General features: G+C 71.9%; 15 protein-coding genes and 1 pseudogene. 8 read left to right on the top strand and 8 right to left on the bottom strand.

The genetic code is table 11. The features are described from left to right. Positions 1-4: 4 nt before the first annotated feature. From ACIRFL_RS21635 to ACIRFL_RS21620, 4 genes are all read right to left on the bottom strand, one after another. Positions 5-508, bottom strand: coding sequence for a hypothetical protein (locus ACIRFL_RS21635; protein WP_404030615.1), 504 nt, complete (start codon positions 506-508; stop codon positions 5-7). Between the two features lie 117 nt (positions 509-625). Beyond that, complete coding sequence (locus tag ACIRFL_RS21630) at positions 626-2,257, bottom strand: phosphodiester glycosidase family protein (RefSeq protein ID WP_404030612.1); 1,632 nt, start codon at positions 2,255-2,257, stop codon at positions 626-628. 308 nt (positions 2,258-2,565) lie between these two features. Beyond that, positions 2,566-4,353: a PP2C family protein-serine/threonine phosphatase gene (locus ACIRFL_RS21625; RefSeq protein WP_404030609.1), complete on the bottom strand. Its 1,788-nt coding sequence runs from the start codon at positions 4,351-4,353 to the stop codon at positions 2,566-2,568. 207 nt (positions 4,354-4,560) lie between these two features. Beyond that, positions 4,561-5,280: a ScbR family autoregulator-binding transcription factor gene (locus ACIRFL_RS21620; RefSeq protein ID WP_404030606.1), complete on the bottom strand. Its 720-nt coding sequence runs from the start codon at positions 5,278-5,280 to the stop codon at positions 4,561-4,563. A gap of 529 nt (positions 5,281-5,809) precedes the next feature. Between ACIRFL_RS21620 and ACIRFL_RS21615 the strand changes: the two genes are divergently transcribed. From ACIRFL_RS21615 to ACIRFL_RS21590, 6 genes and pseudogenes are all read left to right on the top strand, one after another. Beyond that, a complete protein-coding gene (locus ACIRFL_RS21615) occupies positions 5,810-6,604 on the top strand; it encodes an HAD family hydrolase (protein WP_404030604.1) in 795 nt (264 codons plus the stop codon). Positions 6,605-7,332: 728 nt separating this feature from the next. Next, positions 7,333-7,497 carry a hypothetical protein gene (locus ACIRFL_RS21610; RefSeq protein ID WP_404030601.1) on the top strand — a complete coding sequence of 55 codons (165 nt, stop codon included), beginning with the start codon at positions 7,333-7,335 and terminating at the stop codon, positions 7,495-7,497. Between the two features lie 15 nt (positions 7,498-7,512). Then, complete coding sequence (locus tag ACIRFL_RS21605) at positions 7,513-8,382, top strand: SUMF1/EgtB/PvdO family nonheme iron enzyme (RefSeq protein ID WP_404030598.1); 870 nt, start codon at positions 7,513-7,515, stop codon at positions 8,380-8,382. Beyond that, positions 8,265-8,606: pseudogene (locus tag ACIRFL_RS21600) on the top strand (family 43 glycosylhydrolase); the annotation flags it as partial. The gene ACIRFL_RS21605 and the pseudogene ACIRFL_RS21600, both read left to right, overlap by 118 nt. 21 nt (positions 8,607-8,627) lie before the next feature. Continuing rightward, on the top strand, positions 8,628-9,959 hold the full coding sequence (locus ACIRFL_RS21595) for a hypothetical protein (protein ID WP_404030731.1): 1,332 nt from the start codon (positions 8,628-8,630) through the stop codon (positions 9,957-9,959). A 176-nt stretch (positions 9,960-10,135) separates the two neighbouring features. Continuing rightward, positions 10,136-13,051, top strand: a complete 2,916-nt coding sequence (locus ACIRFL_RS21590) for a GH92 family glycosyl hydrolase (protein WP_404030595.1) — start codon at positions 10,136-10,138, stop codon at positions 13,049-13,051. An 80-nt stretch (positions 13,052-13,131) separates the two neighbouring features. Here ACIRFL_RS21590 and ACIRFL_RS21585 read toward each other — a convergent pair whose 3' ends face one another. The 4 genes from ACIRFL_RS21585 to ACIRFL_RS21570 form a co-directional block, all read right to left on the bottom strand. Then, entirely contained in the window at positions 13,132-15,927 is a 2,796-nt protein-coding gene (locus tag ACIRFL_RS21585; RefSeq protein WP_404030593.1) for a fibronectin type III domain-containing protein, read from the bottom strand. Between the two features lie 22 nt (positions 15,928-15,949). Continuing rightward, on the bottom strand, positions 15,950-16,870 hold the full coding sequence (locus ACIRFL_RS21580; RefSeq protein WP_404030591.1) for a carbohydrate ABC transporter permease: 921 nt from the start codon (positions 16,868-16,870) through the stop codon (positions 15,950-15,952). Continuing rightward, the gene (locus tag ACIRFL_RS21575) at positions 16,870-17,763 is read right to left on the bottom strand and encodes a carbohydrate ABC transporter permease (protein WP_404030589.1); all 894 of its coding nucleotides are present in this window, start codon (positions 17,761-17,763) and stop codon (positions 16,870-16,872) included. Before ACIRFL_RS21575 ends, ACIRFL_RS21580 begins: the two co-directional genes overlap by 1 nt. 198 nt (positions 17,764-17,961) lie before the next feature. Further along, entirely contained in the window at positions 17,962-19,248 is a 1,287-nt protein-coding gene (locus ACIRFL_RS21570; protein WP_404030586.1) for an extracellular solute-binding protein, read from the bottom strand. Between the two features lie 87 nt (positions 19,249-19,335). Between ACIRFL_RS21570 and ACIRFL_RS21565 the strand changes: the two genes are divergently transcribed. Continuing rightward, positions 19,336-20,076 carry a GntR family transcriptional regulator gene (locus ACIRFL_RS21565; RefSeq protein ID WP_404030584.1) on the top strand — a complete coding sequence of 247 codons (741 nt, stop codon included), beginning with the start codon at positions 19,336-19,338 and terminating at the stop codon, positions 20,074-20,076. 49 nt (positions 20,077-20,125) lie between these two features. Beyond that, positions 20,126-20,860: an SDR family NAD(P)-dependent oxidoreductase gene (locus ACIRFL_RS21560; RefSeq protein ID WP_404030581.1), complete on the top strand. Its 735-nt coding sequence runs from the start codon at positions 20,126-20,128 to the stop codon at positions 20,858-20,860. The last annotated feature ends 28 nt before the right edge of the window (positions 20,861-20,888 follow it).

Genomic DNA, 20,888 nt, shown 5'->3' with positions numbered 1-20,888 from the left:
GCCGTCAGTCGGCGTTCAGGACCGCGAAGCCGGCCTCGCCCTCGTGGAACCGGGCGAACAGTTCCGCGAGGGCGGCAGGACCGACGTGGTCCACGAGCAGCACCGGCTGTTTCACGCCGTCCCGTTCGGGGGGTACGAAGTCGGTGACGAGCGTGCGGCGCAGCAGGGTGACCCGGTCGTCGCCCGCCGGGTCGGTGGCGAGGGCGGCCAGGTGTTCGTGCAGGGTGTCGGTGCGGTCGGCCAGATCGGCGGCGAGCACCTGCCGGGAGGCCCGGAGGCTGACCGACAGCCGGTCGCCGTCGCGTTCGTAGCGTGCCGACAGGTCGAACGGCAGCAGATAGAACACGCCCTCCTCGCCCTCGTGCCCCCGGTTCAGGAGCACACAGACCATGCGCTCCCCGGGGTCCTCGGACGTCACGTCGACACCGAGGAGCACACCGGTCTCCTCCGGGCCGAACGGCGGAACGTCCGTGATCCATATGCGGGGTGAGTCTGGTGAGTCGTTCATGCCGGGCATCCAAGCACACGCCGGTGACAGGGCTCCGGTGACAGCACGGCGGGGCGGCACCCCGCCGGCCGGCTCGGTCGTGGCCGCCGGCGGGGTGCCGCCCCGGGTCCGGTCGGGTCAGCCCCTGCCCGTGCGCGGCAGGACCTGGATCGTGTCACCGACGGCGCGCTCGCCGCTCGCGTCGGACGTGGTGTTGACGAGGGCGCCGTCGACCGCCATCGCCGTGGAGCCGCCGCCGTCGAGGTTGAGGGCCTGCACGGCGCCGAGGGAGCGCATGAAGCCGGCGGCCTCGGCGAGCGTGAAGCCCTCGCTGACGCCGGGCTGACGGCCGTCCACGGTCACCAGCAGGAGCCGTCCGTGACGGTCGACGCCGGCCAGGGTGCGGGGCTGGCGCACGTTCGACCAGGCGAACCCGAAGGAGAGGTCCAGCGGGTCCAGGGTGCCCTCGGTGGCGGCGTCGATGTGCACCCGGCCGTCCTCGACCAGGGTGGGCGCCGCGCTGACGATGCTGTCGTCGGGCCCGAGCCTGACCTGGCGCCCCGAGGCGTCCCGGACGACCTCGCGCAGCGACAGGCGCCGGCCGACGTCGGCATGCTCGGCGAGCCAGGCTGCCGCCGCCCCGGTGCCCTGGAGGACGGAGCCTTCCGAGGGCACGGCGCCGCCCCGGTCGCCCCGGGAGACGACGACACCGCGCTTGTCCAGGACCACCTGGACGCCCGCGCCGGTGGGCAGGGGGGCGTGGAAGGACGGGGTGAACTTCACCAGGTCGTCCGCGAGCGTGCAGGTGGTGTCGTGCCGGGGCCGCTCGGTGGGCACGGCGCCGGGACGGCCGCAGTTGCGCAGCTTGCCCGGGACCCGGTTGATGCCCTCGACCGCGTGGGTGGCGGCGCCGGCGCGCACGGTGACGGTGGTGGACAGGTCGGCGACGCGCGGGCGCCGTCCGCCGTCGCCGAGGATCAGTGCCGCGCGTGAGCCGACGGCCATCGACTCCAGTCTGCCGTGCACGGCGGACAGCCCGGCCATCGTGCCCTGGACGCCGTCCGCGTCCGAGGTGATGAAGAACCCGCCGTTGACGCCGAGCAGGGAGCCGAGCCGGGCGGCCACCGCGGAGGTCTTCTCGCGGTCGGCGACGTCACCGCCGTCGCTGACCTCGATCGTGCCCCGCAGCCGGTCCGGGTCGACGACGGCGACGTGGATGCGTTCCGCGTCGGCGCTCTGCCGTCCGTCGTATCCCGTCCACTCGACCGAGGTGCGGAAACCGGCCGCCGTCACCGAGGAGTTGAGCCTGCCCGCCTCGGCCTGGGTAGCGTACCCGCCGATCCTGACCTGCCAGCCCATCGTGCCGCGCGGGGTGTCGGAGTACGGGCCCCACACCACCCGTTCCAGCCGCGGTTCGAATCCGGCCGCCCGCAGGCGCCCGGCGGTGGCGTCGGCCCAGTCTCGGTCCCCGAGCGGAGCCCAGGTGGCGGCGCCGGTGAGCCGGTTGACGGCCGGTGCCTGGACGGTGACGGTCCACACGCCGGCGGCGTCGGGGTTGCGCAGCACGCCGCTGCGGACCTGGACACCGGGGGCCACCTGCTGTGTGGTCCAGGTGATCGTGCTGGTGGCCGGGGCGGCGGCCCGCGCGCTCGCGGCGGCCGGCGGGACGAACGCGATCAGGGCCAGCGCGGTCCCGAGCGCGATGCCTCGTCCGACTCCCTGCTTTCCGCGGCGCGCCCCGTGTCTCGGCGTCTCGGCTGTGACGGACATGCCTCTCCTGACGTACGGCTCCTGCGGTGCCGGACGGCATGCCGTCACCGCGCTCGCCACCATCCCAGTACCGCGGGGGGACGGTGGCGTGAGGCGTCGGGAACCTGCCGGGGAATCCTCGGTGACATCCATGCCCGGTCATCGCTCGGCGGGAGGACGACCCACGGGCGGCACAGCCGATATGACGGCCCGTCATATGGCGCCGGGCGCCGCCCCCGTCGGACCGGGGGTGCCCGCCGGTGACGGCCACCGGTGCGGGCCAGGCTTCAATCGGTGCCGGCCGGGCGTCAGTCGGTGCCTACCGGGCGTCAGTCGGTGCCGTCGTGCACGAGGCGGAAGGCGAGCACCGTGGCGTCGTCCGCCGTGTGCGGCCCGGTCAGTGCCCCGACCAGTTCCCGTACGAAGGTGTCCAGCGCCTCGTCGCCCGGCGGGATGCCGTCGCCCGCGCACGCCTCGGCCACCGCGAGCAGCCGGGAGCAGTCCCGGTCGAGGTCGGAGCCGCGGCGCTCGATCAGACCGTCCGAGTACAGCAGCACCACGTCGCCGGGCCGAAGGAAGGTCTCGGCCGCCGCGTAGACCTCCCCGGGCAGCACACCGAGGGGCAGGCCGGGACCGCCCGGCGGAGGATCGAGCAGGCAGGCGCGCCGGCCGCGCACCAGGACCGGCAGCGGATGCCCCGCGCACGTCCAGCGCAGCAGTCCGAGGTCGGGGAGGTACAGGGCGATGACCGCGGTGGCGGTGGACTCCGCCCCGTCGTCGCAGGCGACCGCGTTCAGCCAGCCGGTCAGCCGTTCGACCAGTTCGCCGGTGTAGGCGAGGCCGCCCAGCGCGTAGCGCAGTTTCGCCATCAGGGTGACGGCGGCGAGGCCATGACCGCGGGCGTCACCGAGCGCGATCAGCACCTTCCCGTTCGGCAGGATGCGGGTCTTGTACCAGTCGCCGCCCACCCGCGCCGCGCGTGCCTCGGGGCGGTAGACGGCGGCCGCCTCGATCCCGTGCCGGGCCAGTTCCGCCGGGAAGCCCGGCAGTACGGCCTCCCGCAGGCGTTCGGCCACCTCGGCGACCGCGTCCGCCCGCTCCCGCTGGGTGCGGGCCTCCCGGCTCGCCTGCGCGGCCAGGGCCCGGCTGGTGCGGTCGTCGGTCACGTCGTGCAGCACCGCGCGTACGGCCCACACCGGGCCATGCGCCAGGCGTACCGGCTCCGCGACGAAGCGGACGATCCGCTCGCCGGGACCGTACAGGGGCAGATCGCAGTCCGCGACCTGCGAGCACAGCAGGATGTCGTGGACGGACCGGTACAGCGCCTCCAGGCCGTCCGGTGTCACCATGCGGCCCAGTTCGACGAGGCCGGGAAGCGGCTGCCCGGCGGGCAGGCCCAGGACCCCGGGCAGCCCCGACGACGCGTCCGCGCTGCCGTCGCCGAGATTCCACTCGGCCCATCCGACCCGCACCAGGCGCTGGGCCTCCTGCGCCGTCAGGGACTCGTGCCCGCGCTCCCAGGTGAGCAGCAGCAGATCCGCGCAGGGGATCACCCGTACCTCGCTGCTCACCCGGATCACCAGGGAGTCGGGTCCGGGCAGCGGCCACTCGGCGGGCTCGGGGCCCTGCACCCGTCCGCTGCGGTGGGCCTCGGTGAGCAGGCGCGGCACGGCCGTGTCGGTGAGGGTGGGGAAGCGCTCGAACAGCGGCACCGGCCCGGTCCACGACGGAAGGGTCCCGGGCGGCAGCCGGCGGGCCATGTCCGCGCGTGCGGCCTGGTTCTGCCCCACGTAGTAGAACTCCGGCGGCCCGCCCCGCTCGCCGGGCAGCGGCAGGACGAGCGTGGTGGGCATGGGCAGGGCGTCCAGCAGTTCCCGGACCGGTGAGTCGACGCCGGGGGTGGGCCGCGGCAGCCCGCGGGAGCACAGCCGCGGGGTGGCACCGGGTACGGAGTGCGGGGTGGCACCGGGAGTGGAGTACGCCTCCACGTAGCGTGCGATCCTGAACCGCTGCTCGGTCAGCAGCAGTTCCAGCGCCTGGAGTCTGCGGCGGCTCGGCATGTCTGCGGTGGCCGCCGAGCCGAGCGGCACATCGGCCCCCGCCGGATTGTCCGCCATGCGCTCGCACGCCTCCTTCTCCCGGGGCCGAGCCGCGGCCGGGTGCGTCCGGCGCGCCGCGGTGTGCGGCACCGGCGCGTCCCCTTCAGTCCCATGCTCCGCGCCCCGTGACGGGCAAGCCACTCGACGCCCGCGCCCCGGTGCCCGCGCGGGGCCGCGCGGTGGGGCGTGGCGACCGCAGGACCAGCGGTTTCCGGCCCCGCCCCGCTACTCCCGTGCCGCCCGCAACTCCACCGCGGCCCGGGGACCCGCCAGACGCACCGGGTCCGCCGGCCTGCGCGCCGCCTGGCGCGTCGCCGCAGCGCGCGCCTTTCCGACCACCCCCGCCGGGTCGGCGTCCCGCTGCAGGGAGAGCAGGGTCAGATGCCACCAGTCGGTGAGGCGGTCGGTGACCGTGTGCGGGCCCTCCAGGGCCTCGGTCAGGGTGCACAGGCCGAAGAAGGCCCGCACCAGGGTGCGTGCGGTGGCGGCGGGGCGTACGTCGTGCGCGAGGTGGCCGGCGGCCCGGGCCTGGGCGAGCAGGCGCGTGGCGGCGGCGGTCCACAGGGCGAAGGGGTCGGGCAGCGGGGCGTCGATGGTGTCGCGCTCGGCCCACAGGCGTGCGCCCGCGCGCGTCAGGGTGTCCTCGGCGAGGGCCCGGGCGATCTCGTAGCTGAGGGCGACGAGGCGTTCCAGGGGCGGTACGGCGCGGTCCGTGTACCGCGCGGCGAGGCCCGGCCAGGTGGCGAACCGGTCCTTGACGACGGCGAGGGCGATCCCCTCCTTGCTGGCGTAGTGGAAATAGACGGAGCCGCTGGTCCGCCCGGACCTGGCACTTATGTCGTTGACGCTGGTACCGGCATATCCCTGTTCGGCGAAGAGGCAGGCCGCTGCCTCCAGGAGTGATCTGCGGGTTGCCCTGGCCCGTTCCTGCAACGTGCTGTCCACTTCCGCTCAACATTGCCCTGACGACGCAGAATGTAGTGCGCCCGCGCACGCCGGGGGCAATTCTCGCCTGCCCTGCGCGGTAAATGCTCAATTCTTTCGAAGGTGAACGCTTGCGGGTGATTTCGGGCCCGATTCGGCGCGGCTCCTGGCGGCGACACGACTTTTTACGGCTCGTCCGCGCCTATTCCGCATTGCCTCCCGCATATGCCTCAACTCGGCAGCATTTATGCAGCGTTGACGGAACCCGGGAACGGCGGACGAGCGCCGGGCATGCGATCCCGCTTACACCTTCTCTCCGGCCGCTGTCGAGCACTCGAAGTAGTGATTGCGTCTCGCTCCGAGCCGAAAATAGCGTAGCGACCGCGATGTTTCCCCTTTGCGACGGAATGACCTGAGTCCGGGCCGTTTCATCCGTACGACGACACCGATGGAGGCGCCCGCTCCGCGCGCGTCCGGCACGGGGAACCGCAGCACTCGCCCGCACCGCGGTCCGCCACGAGCGGGGCCGCCCCCTCCCGCAGGAGCCACCGTGACCACCCAGGCACCTTCCCTTCTCGACTGGTCCCCCGAAGCGGTCGTCTTCGACTGCGACGGCACCCTGATGAACACCGAACGCCACTGGCAGGACGCCCGGATGAGGGCCTTGCGCGCCTTCGGCCTGCGGCCGTCGCCCGGGTTCGCGGAGCGGGCCAAGGGTGTGCACTACACCGACTGCGGCCGTCTGATGGCCGAGGAGGCGCACAAGCCCGAACTGACCGCCGAGCTGACGCAGGCGCTGCTGGCCAACTTCCTGGAACTCGTCGCCAGCGATCCCGTGACCATGCCGGGTGCCGCCGAGTTCGTGCGGTCGCTGTCCGGCCGGCTGCCGCTCGCGGTGGCCAGCAACTGCCCCTTGGAGGTCGTGGAGGAATGCCTCTCCCGGGCGCGGCTGCGCCGCCACTTCCGGCACATCGTCGTACCGTCCGGCATGCCTCCGGACACGCCCGGCGCCGAACCGGCGGCCGGTACGCCGGGGGTGGTGCGGCCCAAGCCCTGGCCCGACGTGTACGCGACCGCGGCACAGCTGTGCGGCGCCCGGCCGCACGACGCGCTGGCGGTCGAGGACTCCCTGACGGGGATCGAGTCCGCGTGGCGGGCCGGGCTGCGGGTGCTCGGGGTGGGACCCCGGCCGAGCGAAGCGGACGCCCAGCGGGCCGACCTGTGGGTGCCGGCCCTGCACTCGCCGCTGCTGCGGGCCTGGGTCCGCGACCGGGTACCGCGCCCCGCCGGTCCCGCACCCCGGGTGGGCAACCAGCGGGGACCCGAGAAACGGGACACCGACTGAAACCGCCCAACCGCCGGATCAGGCCCCCACGGGGCGCCTGCCGACCGAGATACCAGCCGCCACCACCCGGCCGGGAACCCGGCCCCCCGCGACACCCGCCCTACGAGATGCCACCTGACGCCGCCCGGCCGGGAACCCGCCCTGCGCGTGCCGCCCGCCGTAATGGGATACCAGCTGACGCCGCCCGACCATCGGGTCCCGCCCCCACCCGGCGCCCGCCGCACGGGATACCGACGGACGCCACCCGACCAGGGACCCCGCCCCCACGCGACACCCGCCGAACGAGATACCGGCTGACGCCCGCCCGACCGGGGTCCGGCCTGCGCGCGGGACCCGCCGTACGAGATGCCAACTGACCCCGCCCGGCCGGGACCCGGCACCCGTCGTGCGGGATGCCGGCTGGAGGCGCGCAGCCGTCGGGGCCGGCGCCTGTCGTGCCCGGTTCCCGCGGCCCGCCGGTGAGGTCGCGTTCGGCGTGTGGCATGGCGTGCATTCCGGTCGTCTGCCCGGCGTGTCGGCGCTAGCCGCGCATCCGGGTGACGGCCCGGCCGTCCCAAGGGCCTCAGGGTCGCCCACCGCACCCCGGGGCGCACCCGGGCAGCCGTCTTTCACCCGAACGGCTCAGGGTTCGTCCGCACTGAGTGCGCGGTCACCCATCCGGACGCAGGCTGAAACCGTTCGTGCCACGGACACGCCACAGGCTGATCACTACTCCTCTGGGAGGTCACGTGATCCTGCTCGCCCTGCTCATCCCCGTAGCACTGCTGCTCCTGATCTTCGCCATGCAGGCCCTGGAAGACCTCCTCTTCCCCCCGCCCCCCGACCCTCCCGACCCCGAGCCTCCCGGACAGCCGCCGGAGGACTACGTTCCCGAGTGGTCGGCCTCGGCCTGAGGGGCCGGGCCGACCATGTGTCACGGCCGGGGCGCCCCTCCCCGAGCGGCCCTGCCGCGGCAGGCCGTGACACTTGTACGATCATTGCCGTTCTGTTCGTCCGGGCCGCGGGGCAGCGCGGCGCAGCGACGGGGAGGTCCGGTGGGGCGGTCCGACGGTGGCGGGTGCTGCGCACCGGCGAGCGGGGGGCGCGGCCGGCCCGCCCCTGAGGACGGCGCGGTGCACGAGAGGCGGCCGGGCACGGGGGCGGTCCGCGAGGCCGACGGCACCGTGGCGCTGCCCGGTGGCTCGTTCCTGATGGGGACCGAGGACGCCGAGGGGTTCCCCGCCGACGGTGAGGGACCCGTGCGTACGGTCAGGCTCTCGCCGTTCCGGATCGACACCTGCGCGGTGTCCAACGAGCGCTTCGCCCGGTTCGTCGACGAGACCGGTTACCGCACCGAAGCCGAACGGTTCGGCTGGTCCTATGTGTTCGCCGGATTCCTGCCCGCGGCCCTGCGCCGCGGCGCGCCCCGGCCGCCGCGGACCCCCTGGTGGTGCGGTGTGGAGGGGGCCCACTGGCGGGCGCCCGAGGGACCCGGCAGCGATGTGGCCGACCGGGGCGGCCATCCCGTCGTGCACGTCTCCTGGCACGACGCGGTCGCCTACTGCCGCTGGGCCGGAGCCCGGCTGCCCACCGAGGCCGAGTGGGAGTACGCGGCAGCTACGACACGATCTGCGTGGCGAAGACGAACGCCGACCGCACCCGCATCGAGGGCGAGGTCACCGAGGTCGCCCAGGGCCGGCGCATGGAGGGCGGCTTCGTCGTCCGCCGCGAGGGCTACTACTACCTCTTCTACTCCGACGCCGGCTGCTGCGACGGCGCCTTCAGCGGCTACCAGGTGAAGGTGGGCCGCGCCATCCGTCCGACCGGCCCGTTCACCGACGACCGGGGCATGGACCTGATGGCGCCCACCAGCAAGGGCGGCATCGTGGTGAGCGCGAACGGCAACGGCTGGATCGGCCCGGGCCACAACGCGCTGCAGACCGACCTGTCGGGGCAGGACTGGCTGGTGTACCACGCCATCCCGGTCGCCGACCCCGACCTCGCCCCGGTGCCCGGCGTCGACCGCACCCTCAGCAGGCGTCCGATGCTCGTGGACCGGCTGGACTGGATCGACGGCTGGCCGGTGGTCCGGGCCGGGGCCGGGCCGTCCACCGGCATCACGCGGGCACCCGTGACCGGCTGGGACGTCGGGAGCACGTTCAACGACGGCTCGCTCGCCCGGTGGCGGGCGCAGGGTTCCGGTACCGGCGGCTGGGCCACCGCGACCGAGGAGGATCCGGGCACGTTCGTGACCCACACCGGCAGCGACACCGACCCCGCCTTCCTGGTGTCGTCCGCGAACGCGCCCGCCCGGTTGCGGGCCGAGGCCGATCTGCGGGTCGCCGCGGCGACCGGCGCCGCCGGTCTGGTCCTCGCCTACCAGGACGCCGGCGACCACGTGGCCGCCTGGCTCGACCGGGACCGGGGCGCCCTGGTCACCGACGTCCGTGTCGACGGGATCAGCACCGGCGAGCAGGTGACGGCGCTGCCGGCCGGCTTCCCGTGGTCCGCCTGGCACAACGTCAGCGCCGAACTGCGCGGCGGCCGGCTGACCGTCGAGGTCAGCGCGGACCGGTTGCACGACGCGGTGGCCACCCAGCAGCGCACCGTGCCGCCCGCCGCGCGCCGGGCCGGCCGGGTGGGCGTCGCGGCCCGGGGCAGCGGCGCGGCGGCCGACAACGTGGGCGCGGCCAAGCTGTACACACCCGTCACACGGCGGGTCGCCGAACCCCGGACCGGACCGCTCCTGCCCGCCTACAGCGACGAGTTCGACGGCGGCACACTGTCCGACGCCTGGAGCTGGGTGCGCGGCCCGGCCGCCGGCGCCGCGCCGGGCGGCGGTGCCCTGTCCTGGCCGACGCAGAGCGCGGAACTCCACCTGGGCACCAACACCGCGTCCGTGCTGACCCGGCCGGCACCGCGGGGCGACTTCACCGTGGAGACCAGGCTGCGGCTGGCCTCGGGGCCGGCCAACCAGCAGGCGGGACTGGTGCTGTACGGCGGTGACGACCGGTACGTCAAACTCGTCCACGCCGTGCTGCCGCTGAGCCACACCGGCACAAAGGTCAGCCACGTCACCGAGTTCGCCAAGGAGGGCGCACGGCCCACCACGACGCCGCCGACCCCGGTCGCGTACGGGCCGATGTTCGGCGGCCCGGCCGCCGGGACGACCTGGCTGCGCCTGTCCTACCACGCCGACCGGGCCGGCGGTGAGCACGAGGTGCGCGCCGCGAGCAGCACGGACGGCATGCACTGGACCTGGACCGGTGTGTGGACCCTGCCCCACGAGCAGCCGCTCGGCATCGGCCTGGTGTCCCTCAACACGGCGGGCGCGACAGCCCGGTTCGACTACCTGCGCACCTACGGAGCACCGTGACCGCCGCCGGCACGGGCGGGGCCCGTCCCGACCGCGTACGGGTCGGTTCCCGCGGTGTTCACGAACTGGCCTTGTCCGGTGTCTATATGTGGTGTGGTTGATACCCATGTAGCCCCCTGACCCGCGAGCCCCCGCTCGCGGGTCCCTGTCAGCGGCTGTAGAGGACCAGTACACCCATGTGGAGATCCGTTTCGCGGCGTGCGCCGCGGCCCGGCGCCGGACGGCGCCGACTCCTGGCCGGCGCCCTCGCGCTGGGCACCGTCCTGTCGGGCCTGCTGCCCGGCACGGCAGCGGCGTCCAACAGCACCATCGACCCCTTCGACGCGGTCGACCAGTTCATCGGCACCCGGCTGGACACCAGCCAGAACAAGGGCAACAGCGCCTACGGAGACACCTATCCCGGCGCCACCGTGCCGTTCGGCATGGTGCAGTCCAGCCCCACCACCTACCGGACGAGCGACGGCGACCAGAAGGGCGGGTACGAGTACACCGCCGACCGGATCCGCGGCTTCGGCATGACCCGGCTGTCCGGCACCGGCTGCGAGGGCCGGTTCGGCGCGTTCGACTTCCCCGTCCTGCCGTACACCGGCGATCTGCCCGGCGGCGCGCTGCCCACGAGCCCGGCGACCCGCATCACCGACTACTACCTGCCGTTCAGCCACACCGAGGAGAAGGCCGAGCCCGGCTACTACTCGGTGCGCACTGATAACGATGTCAAAACCGAGCTGACGGCCAGCACCCGGGCCGCGGTCAGCCGCTACGACTTCCCCGGCAGGGCCGGCTCCACCCTGTTGATCGACGTCGCGGGCTCCAACAACCGCATCTTCGGCAGCCAGGTCAGCATCGAGGGCAACACGGTGAGCGGCTGGGTCGACGCCGCCTCCATATGCGATGTGGGCGGCCACTACCGCGCGTACTTCTCGACCACCTTCGACAAACCGATCCGCTCCTTCGGCACCTGGCAGGGCGGCACCGTCACCCCCGGGTCGACCAGCGCGCAGGGCACCGACACCAAGCACGGGGTCGGCGCCTACCTGGTCTTCGACAAGGGCGCCAAGGTGACCGCGAAGAGCGGGCTGAGCTACGTCAGCACCGCCGGCGCCGCCCTGAACCGGGACACCGAGGTCGGCTCGTCCGGCTTCGACAAGGTCCGCGGTCAGGCGGCCAAGACCTGGCGCAACGCGCTGAAGACCGTGACGGTGGACGGCGGTGGCAGGGACCAGCGGGTGAAGTTCTACACCGCGCTGTACCACGCGCTGCTGCACCCCAACGTCTTCGAGGACGTCGACGGCCGGTGGACCGGCTACGACGGCGAGATCCACCGAGTGGCCCGGGGACACCACCAGTACGTCACCTTCTCGGGCTGGGACACCTACCGCGGTCAGGCCCAACTGGTCGCGCTGCTGTTCCCCAAGGTCGGCGACGACATCAACCAGTCCATCGTGGACATGGTGCGGCAGACCGGCAGCTGGCCCAACTGGCCGCATCTGAACCAGTCGCAGCAGAAGATGAGCGGCGACTCCCTGCAGTCGCTGCTCGCCTCGGTGGACGCCTTCGGCAGCACCCACTACGACCGCTCCGCCGCGCTGGCCTCCATGGTCGCCACCCAGTCGCTGCCCGCCACCGCCACCAAACGGGCCAACGGCTACCAGTACTTCAGCACCGGGTTCATCGAGAACCGCAAGGGCAACTCGGCGACCTCCACGACGCTGGAGTACGCGATCGACGACTTCGGGATCGCCCAGCTCGCCGGGCGGCTCGGCGACCATGACGCCTACCGGACGTTCATGGCGCGGGCGCAGAACTGGCAGAACGTCTTCGACAGCCAGACCCAGCAGATCAGGCCCCGCGGCCGCACCGGCTTCGACCAGGGCTTCAACCTCGGTGAGCGCGGCGACCAGTTCGACCAGGCCACCGGCTACCAGTACGGCTGGCTGGTGCCGCAGAACGTCGGCACGCTGATCGAGAAGCGCGGCGGGGTCGCGAAGACCACCGCCGAACTGGACGAGCACACCAAGAACCTGGACGCCGGCGTGTACAACGTCACCGGTGCCTACCTCAGCAACCAGCCCAGCTTCTCCATGCCGTACGTCTACAACTGGCTGGGACGGCCCGACCGGACGGCCGACGTGCTGCGCCGTGCGACCACCGAGATGTACGACACCTCGCCGTCCGGACTGCCGGGCAACGACGACCTCGGCTCGCTGAGCGCCTGGTACGTGTGGGCGAACCTGGGTGTCTACCCCTCGATCTACGGCACCGCCAACCTGGTGATCTCCGCCCCGATGTTCGAGCACATCAAGGTGAAGAGCGCCGGCACGGGACGCACGATCACCATCGCGGCCGACGGCGTCGCCCACGGCCGCCCCCATGTCGACGCCCTCAAGGTGAACGGGCACCGCACCACCCGCTCCTGGGTGGGCGAGGACTTCGCCCGCAAGGGCGGCACCCTGAAGTTCACCATGGCGAAGACCCCCGGCGCCTGGGGTACCGGCGCGGGCGACGTGCCGCCGTCGTACACCGACGGCAGTGACGCCCGCAACAACATCGGGACCACTGCGGCGGGCCGGGGCAACCTCGGCTCGCTGGACCTGAGCGACAACTCGCTCTCGCGCGAGCAGTTGGCGGCGGCCGGTGCCACCCCGGGCGCGCGACTGCCCCTGGGCGACACCGGTGCCGTCTTCACCTGGCCGGACGCCGCGCCGGGCGAGCCCGACAACTGGATCCCGCACGGCCAGCGGATCGACCTGCACGACGCCCCGGCGACCGCCATCAGCTTCCTCGGCCTGGCCACCAACGGCCCGTCGCAGGGCACCGCGGTCGTCGAGTACACCGACGGCAGCAGCCGGCAGGTGCCGGTCCAGTTCACCGACTGGACCCCGGGCACCGCCTACCAGTTCGGCAACACCCCGCTGATCACCACCAATGGGCGCAACAACGTCTCCGGCGGCTCGGACAGCGCCCAGGCGAAGGTGTTCGCCACCGTGCCGACCGCGCTCGACCCGGGCAAACGTGTCGCCTCCGTCGTCCTCCCGCAGGGCTCGGACCGGGGGGTGATGCACATCTTCGACGTCACCCTGACCACCCGCTGACCGACCCGAGGCGCCCGCCCCGCACTGCCGCGGGGCGGGCGCCGCCGTTCCGGCCGGCCGACACGGAACCGCCGCCGCGGTCAGTGCCCGCGGTGGTCCTTGCGGTGCCGGTCGTGCGTGGTCTTCACGGTCCAGCGGTCGAAGTCGTAGACGACGCTCGTGCCGCCCGCCGAGGCCCTGAACCGGGCGCCCAGCTTGTCCTGGTGCAGCCAGGGCGTGCCGAACAGCGGGTAGGCGTCGTAGTCGATCGGTGTGCCGTTCACGAGGTGGGCGGCGCCGGGTGCGCCCGCCGCGGAGTCGAAGGTGAGGTCCAGGTCGTCGCGCTTCAGGCTGTGGTAGACGATCCGGGGACTGGTGTCGTCGATCCGGCTCACGTCCCAACTGGTCTTGCTGACAAGCGCGTTCGTGAAGGCGTCGAGGTCGGCGTACTGGGACCTGTCGGCGGTCTCCAGCACCCAGCCGTTCCGGTCGGCCTGGCTGCGCAGGATGTCGTAGCTGTAGCTGAGGGAGGCGGTGGGGTGGGTCTGCGCCGTCGTCTTCACCTTGTTGGCGGGGTCGTTCGGCGTCTGGTGGTACCAGGTGCCGGGCTTGACCGTTCTGTACGCGAAGTACATCGTGCCCGTGTCGGCGATCGTCCAGCCGCCGGCCTCACGGCGTTCCCGGATCGAACCGTTCGCGGGGAACAGCGCGTTGACGTAGTTCGACGTCTGGCCGCCGGAGGACCTGTAGACGCCGACCGCCGTGGGACCGTCCTGCATGATCCGGTGGTCGGCGGGCTGGTCGTAGGCGCCGATCGGGGCGTTGCGCTGGTCGGTGGAGAGCCGGAACAGCGGGTTGGCGGCGTCGGAGTGCCAGCGGAGCACCACCGGCAGGTCCTCGATCCAGTTGTCGACCCGGCGGTACTGGACCTCGGTGCCCAGGCCCCAGGTGGGCCGCACATAGGTGGTGCGGTAGATGTCCATGGCGCGCCCGCTGGAGTTCTGCAGGGTCGCCTTGTGCGAGGTGTACGCCTTGTCGGTCTTCCGGCCGATCCTCACCGCCAGTTCGGGCGGTGTGTAGGTCGTGCCCGGCCAGGCGACCAGCCCGGCGTATTCGAGGTTCGGGCGGTAGGCGGAGGGCGCGGGGTTGTCCGATTCGCCGACGCCCTGCTGGACGCGGTGGGCGCCGAAGTAGGTCCAGGCGAGCGTGGAGTGGTCGGCGGGCCGCCATGTCGGGTCGTTGACCGCGGCCAGGTCGCCCTTGGCCCGGCTCTCCGAGGAGATCATGTAGCCGTCGATCCAGTCGTTCGCCCACTCGAACCACATGACGTCCATCGCCATCTTCACCTGGCGGCGCAGTCCGTCGTCGTCGGCCCACTGGTAGAGGGCGTTGAGGCAGAAGTACGTCATGAACGTGTACTCGGGGCTCTGGTACTCCGCCCAGCCGCGGCGCACACCCGCGTTCACCATCTCCAGGACGTTCGCCTTGTTGATGGCCTTCAGCCGGTCCCCCGCGTTCCCGTTGAGGTCGACGAGGTCGGGGAAGTACTGGCCGACGAGGTATCCCGTGGCGTAGTTGCTCATCCGCAGGTTCTCGGTCTGCGGCAGCTTCTGGTAGGCGTAGGAGGCGAAGTAGTTCCGCACATGTCCGAGCATGGCGGCGTCGAACTGGTCGCCGGTCATGAGGTAGGCGTACATCTTCGCCATCGTCTTGTACTGCTCGTAGTCGTAGCTCTGGAACTGCGCGTCGAGTCTGGCGAGGTTCGTCGCCACGTTCTCGTGGTCGGCGAGTTGTGCGGTGTACGCCGCGACGTTGACGGCGCCGCTCTCCTCCTTCATGGCCTTGGTCTTGTCCCACAGCCACTGGGTCCGGGTCTGCCGGGTGCCGGGGTAGGGCGCGGGTTTCTCCGGCACGTACGGTCCGGTGGTGATGTCGAGGGGCGCGCTCATCGGGCTGACGTTGCCGCTGGCGTCCCTGGCCCGCACCGTGAACGTGTAGCGGGTGGCGGGCATCAGGCCGCCGATCGCCGCCGAGGTGGTGCCGCCGCCGACGGAGGCGGCCTGGTAGCCGTCGCGGAAGACGTCGTAGCCGGTCACGCCGAGGTTGTCGGTCGACGCGGTCCAGCCGAGCGAGACGGTGTCGGCGGACGCGCCCGCGCGGGTGAGACCGCCCGGTGCGGTCGGCGGCTCGGTGTCGGTGACACCCCCGCCCACCTCGTAGACACCCATGTCGTCGACGGTGATCGCCTCGTCGGTGCCGCCGGTGTCGACACGTACCGAGAAGCCGAGTTCGACCGTGGAGATCAGCCGCTGCCCGCCGTTGGGCACGATGGTGAAGCGGTACTGCTCGATGTCGGTGTCGTCGACGGAGGACAGGGCGCCGGAGGTGTCGGTGTAGGCGGAGGTGGTCGTGATGCTCACCGCCGGCACGGGGAACCGGGGCACCAGGTTGTTGTCGAAGTTGCCGAACTGGATCTGCGCGTAGATGTCCTTGGCGACCGGTTTGTCGCCGGCGGCGCTCCGCCTGAGGTCGTAGCGCAGGACGAACTGGCGCGCGGGGCTGCCGACGGGCTGCCGGTAGATCTCGTTGATGCGGTCCTTCAGCGTGCCGGTGGACCAGCGCCGGTAGAAGTAGCTGGAGAGATTGCTGCCCTGGGAGGCGTCGCGCAGTTCGAGGGCGTTGTCGCCGCCGACGCTCACGATCTGCTGGGACCCTCCCGACGCCGGGTTCAACAGGGTCAGCGGGCTCGTGCCGCCGTCGAGTCCGGTGTCCATGTCCGCGGCGAGGAGGTTGACGGGCGGGGGATCGTCCGCCGCCCGGGCGGCCGTGCCGGCTGCCGCGAGCAGCACCGCGGCGCACAGGCACGCCACCGTTCTCGTCAGGATGTTCATCATCATCCTTTCATTGGTGCGGGGTGAGCTACTTGACGGCTCCGGTGACCAGGCCCTTGCTCCAGAACGACTGCAGGGAGACGAACATGGCGACGACCGGCACGACCGAGACGAGGGCGCCGGTGACGACGGTGGTGTAGCTGATGGGGTAGCCCTGCAGTTCGCGCCAGCCGACGAGGCCCACGGTCACCGGCTGGAGCCGGGTGTCGGCGAGCATCAGGGAGGGCAGCAGGAAGTTCGTCCAGATCGCGACGAACTGGAACAGGAAGACCGTGACCATCGCCGGTGCCATGAGCCGGGCGCACATGGCGAAGATGCGCAGTTCCCCGGCGCCGTCGAGACGGCCCGACTCGATCAGCGCGTCGGGTACCGAGGAGGCGGCGTAGATCCGGCTCAGATAGACGCCGAAGGGGCTGACGATGCTCGGGATGAACACGGACCAGAAGGTGTTGATGGTGCCGGTGTAGCTGAACATCAGATAGAGCGGGATGGCCAGCACGGGCGCGGGCAGCAGCACCGCGGCGAGCACCGTGCCGAAGACCGCCTCGCGTCCGGGGAAGGGGAACTTGGCGAGGGCGTATCCGCACATGGCCGCCAGCAGGGTGGAGACGATGCCGCCGCCGACCGCGTACAGCAGCGAGTTGAGCAGCCAGCGCGCGTAGATGCCGCCCTGGGCCTGGAACAGTGTCTGGACGTTCTCCACGAGCGCGAAGTGCTTGCCGAACCAGAAGCCGTTGCCGGAGAAGATCTCTCCGTGGCCCTTGGTGGCGGAGACGACCAGCCACCACACCGGAAGCAGGAAGTAGACGGCGAAGAGGGACATGACGGCCAGGACGAGCAGCCGCGAGGCGGGATTGACGGTCGTGAGCGGATGGGTGCGCGGGCGCCGCGGTCGCGGCTTCCCGGTCTTGGTCTCTGGGCGGGTGGGCGGTTGCAGGGTGGCGGTCATCAGTCGACGCTCCTGGCCGATGCGCGGAAGACGAACACGGACAGCACGCAGATCAGGGCGCCGAGGAGCACGGACTGGGCGGCCGCGTAGTGGAAGTCGTTGGCCGACAGGGAGCGGAGGGCGGCCATGATCGGGGTGTATGTGGAGGACAGGTTGGGGGCCACCGACTTCATCGTGGCCGGCTCGTTGTAGAGCTGGAACGTGCCGATGATGGAGAAGACGAGGGTGAGCAGCAGGGCCGGCCGGATCTGCGGGACCTTGATGAGCAGGGCGGCCTTCCAGCCGGAGCAGCCGTCGAGTGCGGCGGCCTCCATCGTCTCCTCGGGGACCGCCTGGAGCGCCGCGAAGATGAGGATCGTGTTGTAGCCCGTCCAGGCCCAGGTCAGGATGTTGGCGATGGAGAACGGCAGGGCGCCGTCGCCGACGAAGCTGATGTCGATGCCCAGCGAGGCGAACCCCTTGGTGATCGGGCTGAGGGTGGGCGCGTAAAGGAACGACCAGACGAGGCCCGCGATCACGCCGGGCAGCCCGTAGGGCACGAAGTAGGCGATCCGGAAGAACCTGCGTCCCTTCGAGGCCGCCGAGTCGATCAGCAGGGCCAGGACGAGCGCGATGCCGAGCATGACGGGCACCTGGATGACGCCGACGAAGGCGACCCTGCCGAGGGAGGAGAGGAAGTCGCCGTCGTGGAAGGCCCGTACGTAGTTGTCGAAGCCCGCGAAGACGGTGTCGGCCCCGCCGAGGCCGAGGCCGGAGCGTTGCACGGTGAAGAAGCTCTGCTCCACGGAGTAGAGCGTGGGCACCAGGTAGACGATGACGAAGAGCAGGAGGAACGGCAGGACGAACGGCGCGGCTCGCCGGAACTCGCGCAGGCGGCGCCGCCTGGTCGTCACGGAGGACACGGTCACCTTTTCTGTGGAAGGAGGATGACGACGGCGCGGGGTCCGTGCGGCCGGCGGGCCCCGCGGGGGCCGGGCGGGCCGGGCACGGTCCGCTCCGGTGCGGCCGCGGCCCGCGGGCGCGGGTGACCGGGCGGCCGGCCATGACGGGCCGCGGACGGCCGACGGCGCGTCACGGCCCTTTCGCGGCGGTCATCCGCTGACGGAGAATCCCTGGGACCGCAGCGTGTCCAGGGTGCTCTTCTGGGCGTCGGTCAGTGCGTCCTGGATCGTGGACCGCCCGGTGTGCACCTTGCCGAGCCCGTCCCCGAGCGCGGTCGCGGTGGTGGACATGACCGGGCCCCACATCCAGCCGGTGTTCACCTTGGCCGCCTCGTCGCGGAACAGCCGGTAGATGGACTGGCCTCCGTAGTAGCTCTGCGGTGCGTCCAACGCCTTGTTGGCGAGGCCGGACTTGGAGGCCGGGAGGATGGCCGCGGAGGCGATCAGGTTGGACACGGACTCGGTGTCGGTCGACATCCACAGGGCGAACTCCGCGGCCTCCTCGGGCCTGTCGCAGTCCTTCATGACGGCCGTGGCCGATCCGCCCGAGTTGCCGACGGTGTCCGAGCCGTTCCAGCGTGGCATGGGTGCGACGGCCCATTTGCCCGCGGAACCCGCGGCGTTGTCGCGGATGAGGGAAGCGGACCAGACCGGGCCGACCTCCGCCCAGACCTTGCCCTTGCTCCAGGCCGAGTACAGCGTGGCGTCGAAGGCGGGGTAGGAGGTGACGAGTTTCTTGTCGAACAGCCCCTGCCAGTAGTCGGCGACCTTGGTGTTGGCGGCGCTGTCCAGCGAGACCGACCAGGCGTCGTCCTTGGCCCCGAACCAGGGGGCCCCGCCCTGCCAGGCGAAGCCGGCGTACAGATAGGGGTCGGTGGGGAGGTTCATGATGCGGGCCGACGGGTCGGCCGCCTTCACCGCGGCCGCCGCCCTGGTGAAGTCCTCCCAGGTCTTCGGCGGCGCTATGTGCGCCTTCTCGAAGAGGTCGGCACGGTAGAACATGGCCATCGGCGCGGTGTCGACCGGCACGCCGTACGCCTTGCCGTTGACGCCGACGTTGCCCCACACCCAGTCGGCGAACTCGGCCCGCTTCGGCTTCACGTAGTCGCTGACGTCCTTCAGGACGCCGGCGGCGAGGAAGCTGGCGAACGTCTCGTAGCCGACCTGTGCCAGGCAGGGCGCCTTGCCCGCCTTGGCCGCGGTGAACATCTTGTCGTAGCCGCCGGCCCCGCCGTCGGTGATCGCCTCGTACGTCACATGGATGTCGGGGTGGGTCTTGTTCCACAGCGCGACGGACTTCTCGTAGCCGGAAGCCCAGCCCCAGAAGGTGATCTCGGCGGGGCCGGTGGAGCTCGTCCCGGTGCTGCCGTTGCACCCCGTCAGCACGACGCCGGCGGCGACGGCCGCAGCGGCGAGTCTCGCCGTTCGCATGACCATGTCTGCCTCTTAACTCTCTGGTTTGTGCGGCTCTGGTCGAACGGCGGGATACTTGCATACAAGCAACGGGCATGCAACGATCCTGCCGTGAATTCCCCTGAAGAAGCACGCACTTGGGAGAGGTCGTCGGCCGACAGCGATCTTGCGCTGTCACCGGTCGTCCGGAGCCGGACGCGCACCCGGACGTCGGATCTCGTCTACGACGAACTGGTCTCGGCGATCCGCGAACTGCGGCTCGCCCCCGGGGCCTCCCTGTCGGAGACGGACCTCGCCAACCGCCTGCACGTCAGCCGCACTCCGGTCCGCGAGGCCCTGGCGCGCCTCGTCGACGCCGGGCTGGTCCATGTGGTGCCCCAGGTGGGCACCCGGGTGGGGCTGATCCGGCTGCGCGACGTCGAAGAGGCGCGCTTCGTCCGCGAGAGCCTGGAGGTCGCGGCCTTCGAGGTGGCGTGCGCCGAACCGGCACCCGACGTCACCGCGCTGCGCGAACTGCTCGACCGCCAGGAACACAGCTACCGCACCGAGGACTACGCCGCGTTCTTCGCCGCCGACGAGGCACTGCACAGCGAGATCTTCTCGCTCAGCGGCTACCCCGGGGCCTGGCAGGCCGTGCAGCGGATGAAGTTGCAGCTCGACCGGTTGCGCCGGCTCGCGCTGCCCGACGCCGACGCCATGCGGGAACTGATCGACGAGCACCGGCTGATCGTGGACGCGCTGGAGAACGCCGACGCGACCGCCGGCCGCGCCCTGATCAGCCGGCACGCCAGGCGCGCGCTGGAGCGCGGCCCGGCGCTGCGCGCCCAGTACCCGGGCTACTTCACCGAATGAGCACCACGACGGGCACCGCAGATCCGGGGCCCGGAAAGGACCTTGCCACGTGAGCAGATTCGACGGACGGACGGTGCTCGTCACCGGCGCGGGCTCCGGCATCGGCCTCGCGATGACCCGCCGGTTCCTCGACGAGGGGGCCACCGTGTACGCGGCGGACCTCGACCCCTCCGGTGCCCCGGACGGCAGCATCGCGGTGACGGTGGACGTGACCGCACCCGACTCCTTCGCGGCGGCGGTCTCCCGGGCGGTGACCGAGACCGGCGCGCTGCACGTCCTGTGCAACAACGCGGGCGCGTCCTCGACCACGGACCCCGTCAGCTGCACCGTCGAGGAATGGGAGCACACCTTCGCGGTCAACAGCCGCGGGGTCTTCCTCGGCACCAAGTTCGCGCTGCCGCACATGCTGGCCCAGCGGCACGGCGTGATCGTCAACACCGCTTCCGTGGCAGGGCTGGTCGGCCTGAAGGACCGTGCGGCCTACTGCGCCAGCAAGGGCGCCGTCGTCGCCTTCACCCGCCAGGTCGCCGTGCAGTACGCCGGAACCGGGGTGCGCTGCAACAGCGTGTGCCCCGGAACCGTCGACTCGCCCTGGGTGGGACGGCTGCTCGACGCGTCCGACGATCCGGAGCGCTCGCGCGCCCAACTCGTCGCACGGCAGCCGATGGGCCGGCTCGGCACCCCCCTGGAGATCGCCGCGGCGGCGCTCTATCTCGCCTCGGACGAGGCCGAGTTCATCACCGGCACGGAACTGGTCGTCGACGGCGGACTGCTCGCCGCCTGACGGCCGGCCCCTACCAGCGAACGGATCA

Source organism: Streptomyces sp. NPDC102462, assembly GCF_044765425.1.
Taxonomy (GTDB): Bacteria; Actinomycetota; Actinomycetes; order Streptomycetales; family Streptomycetaceae; genus Streptomyces.
This window is presented reverse-complemented; position numbering and strand designations above follow the sequence as displayed.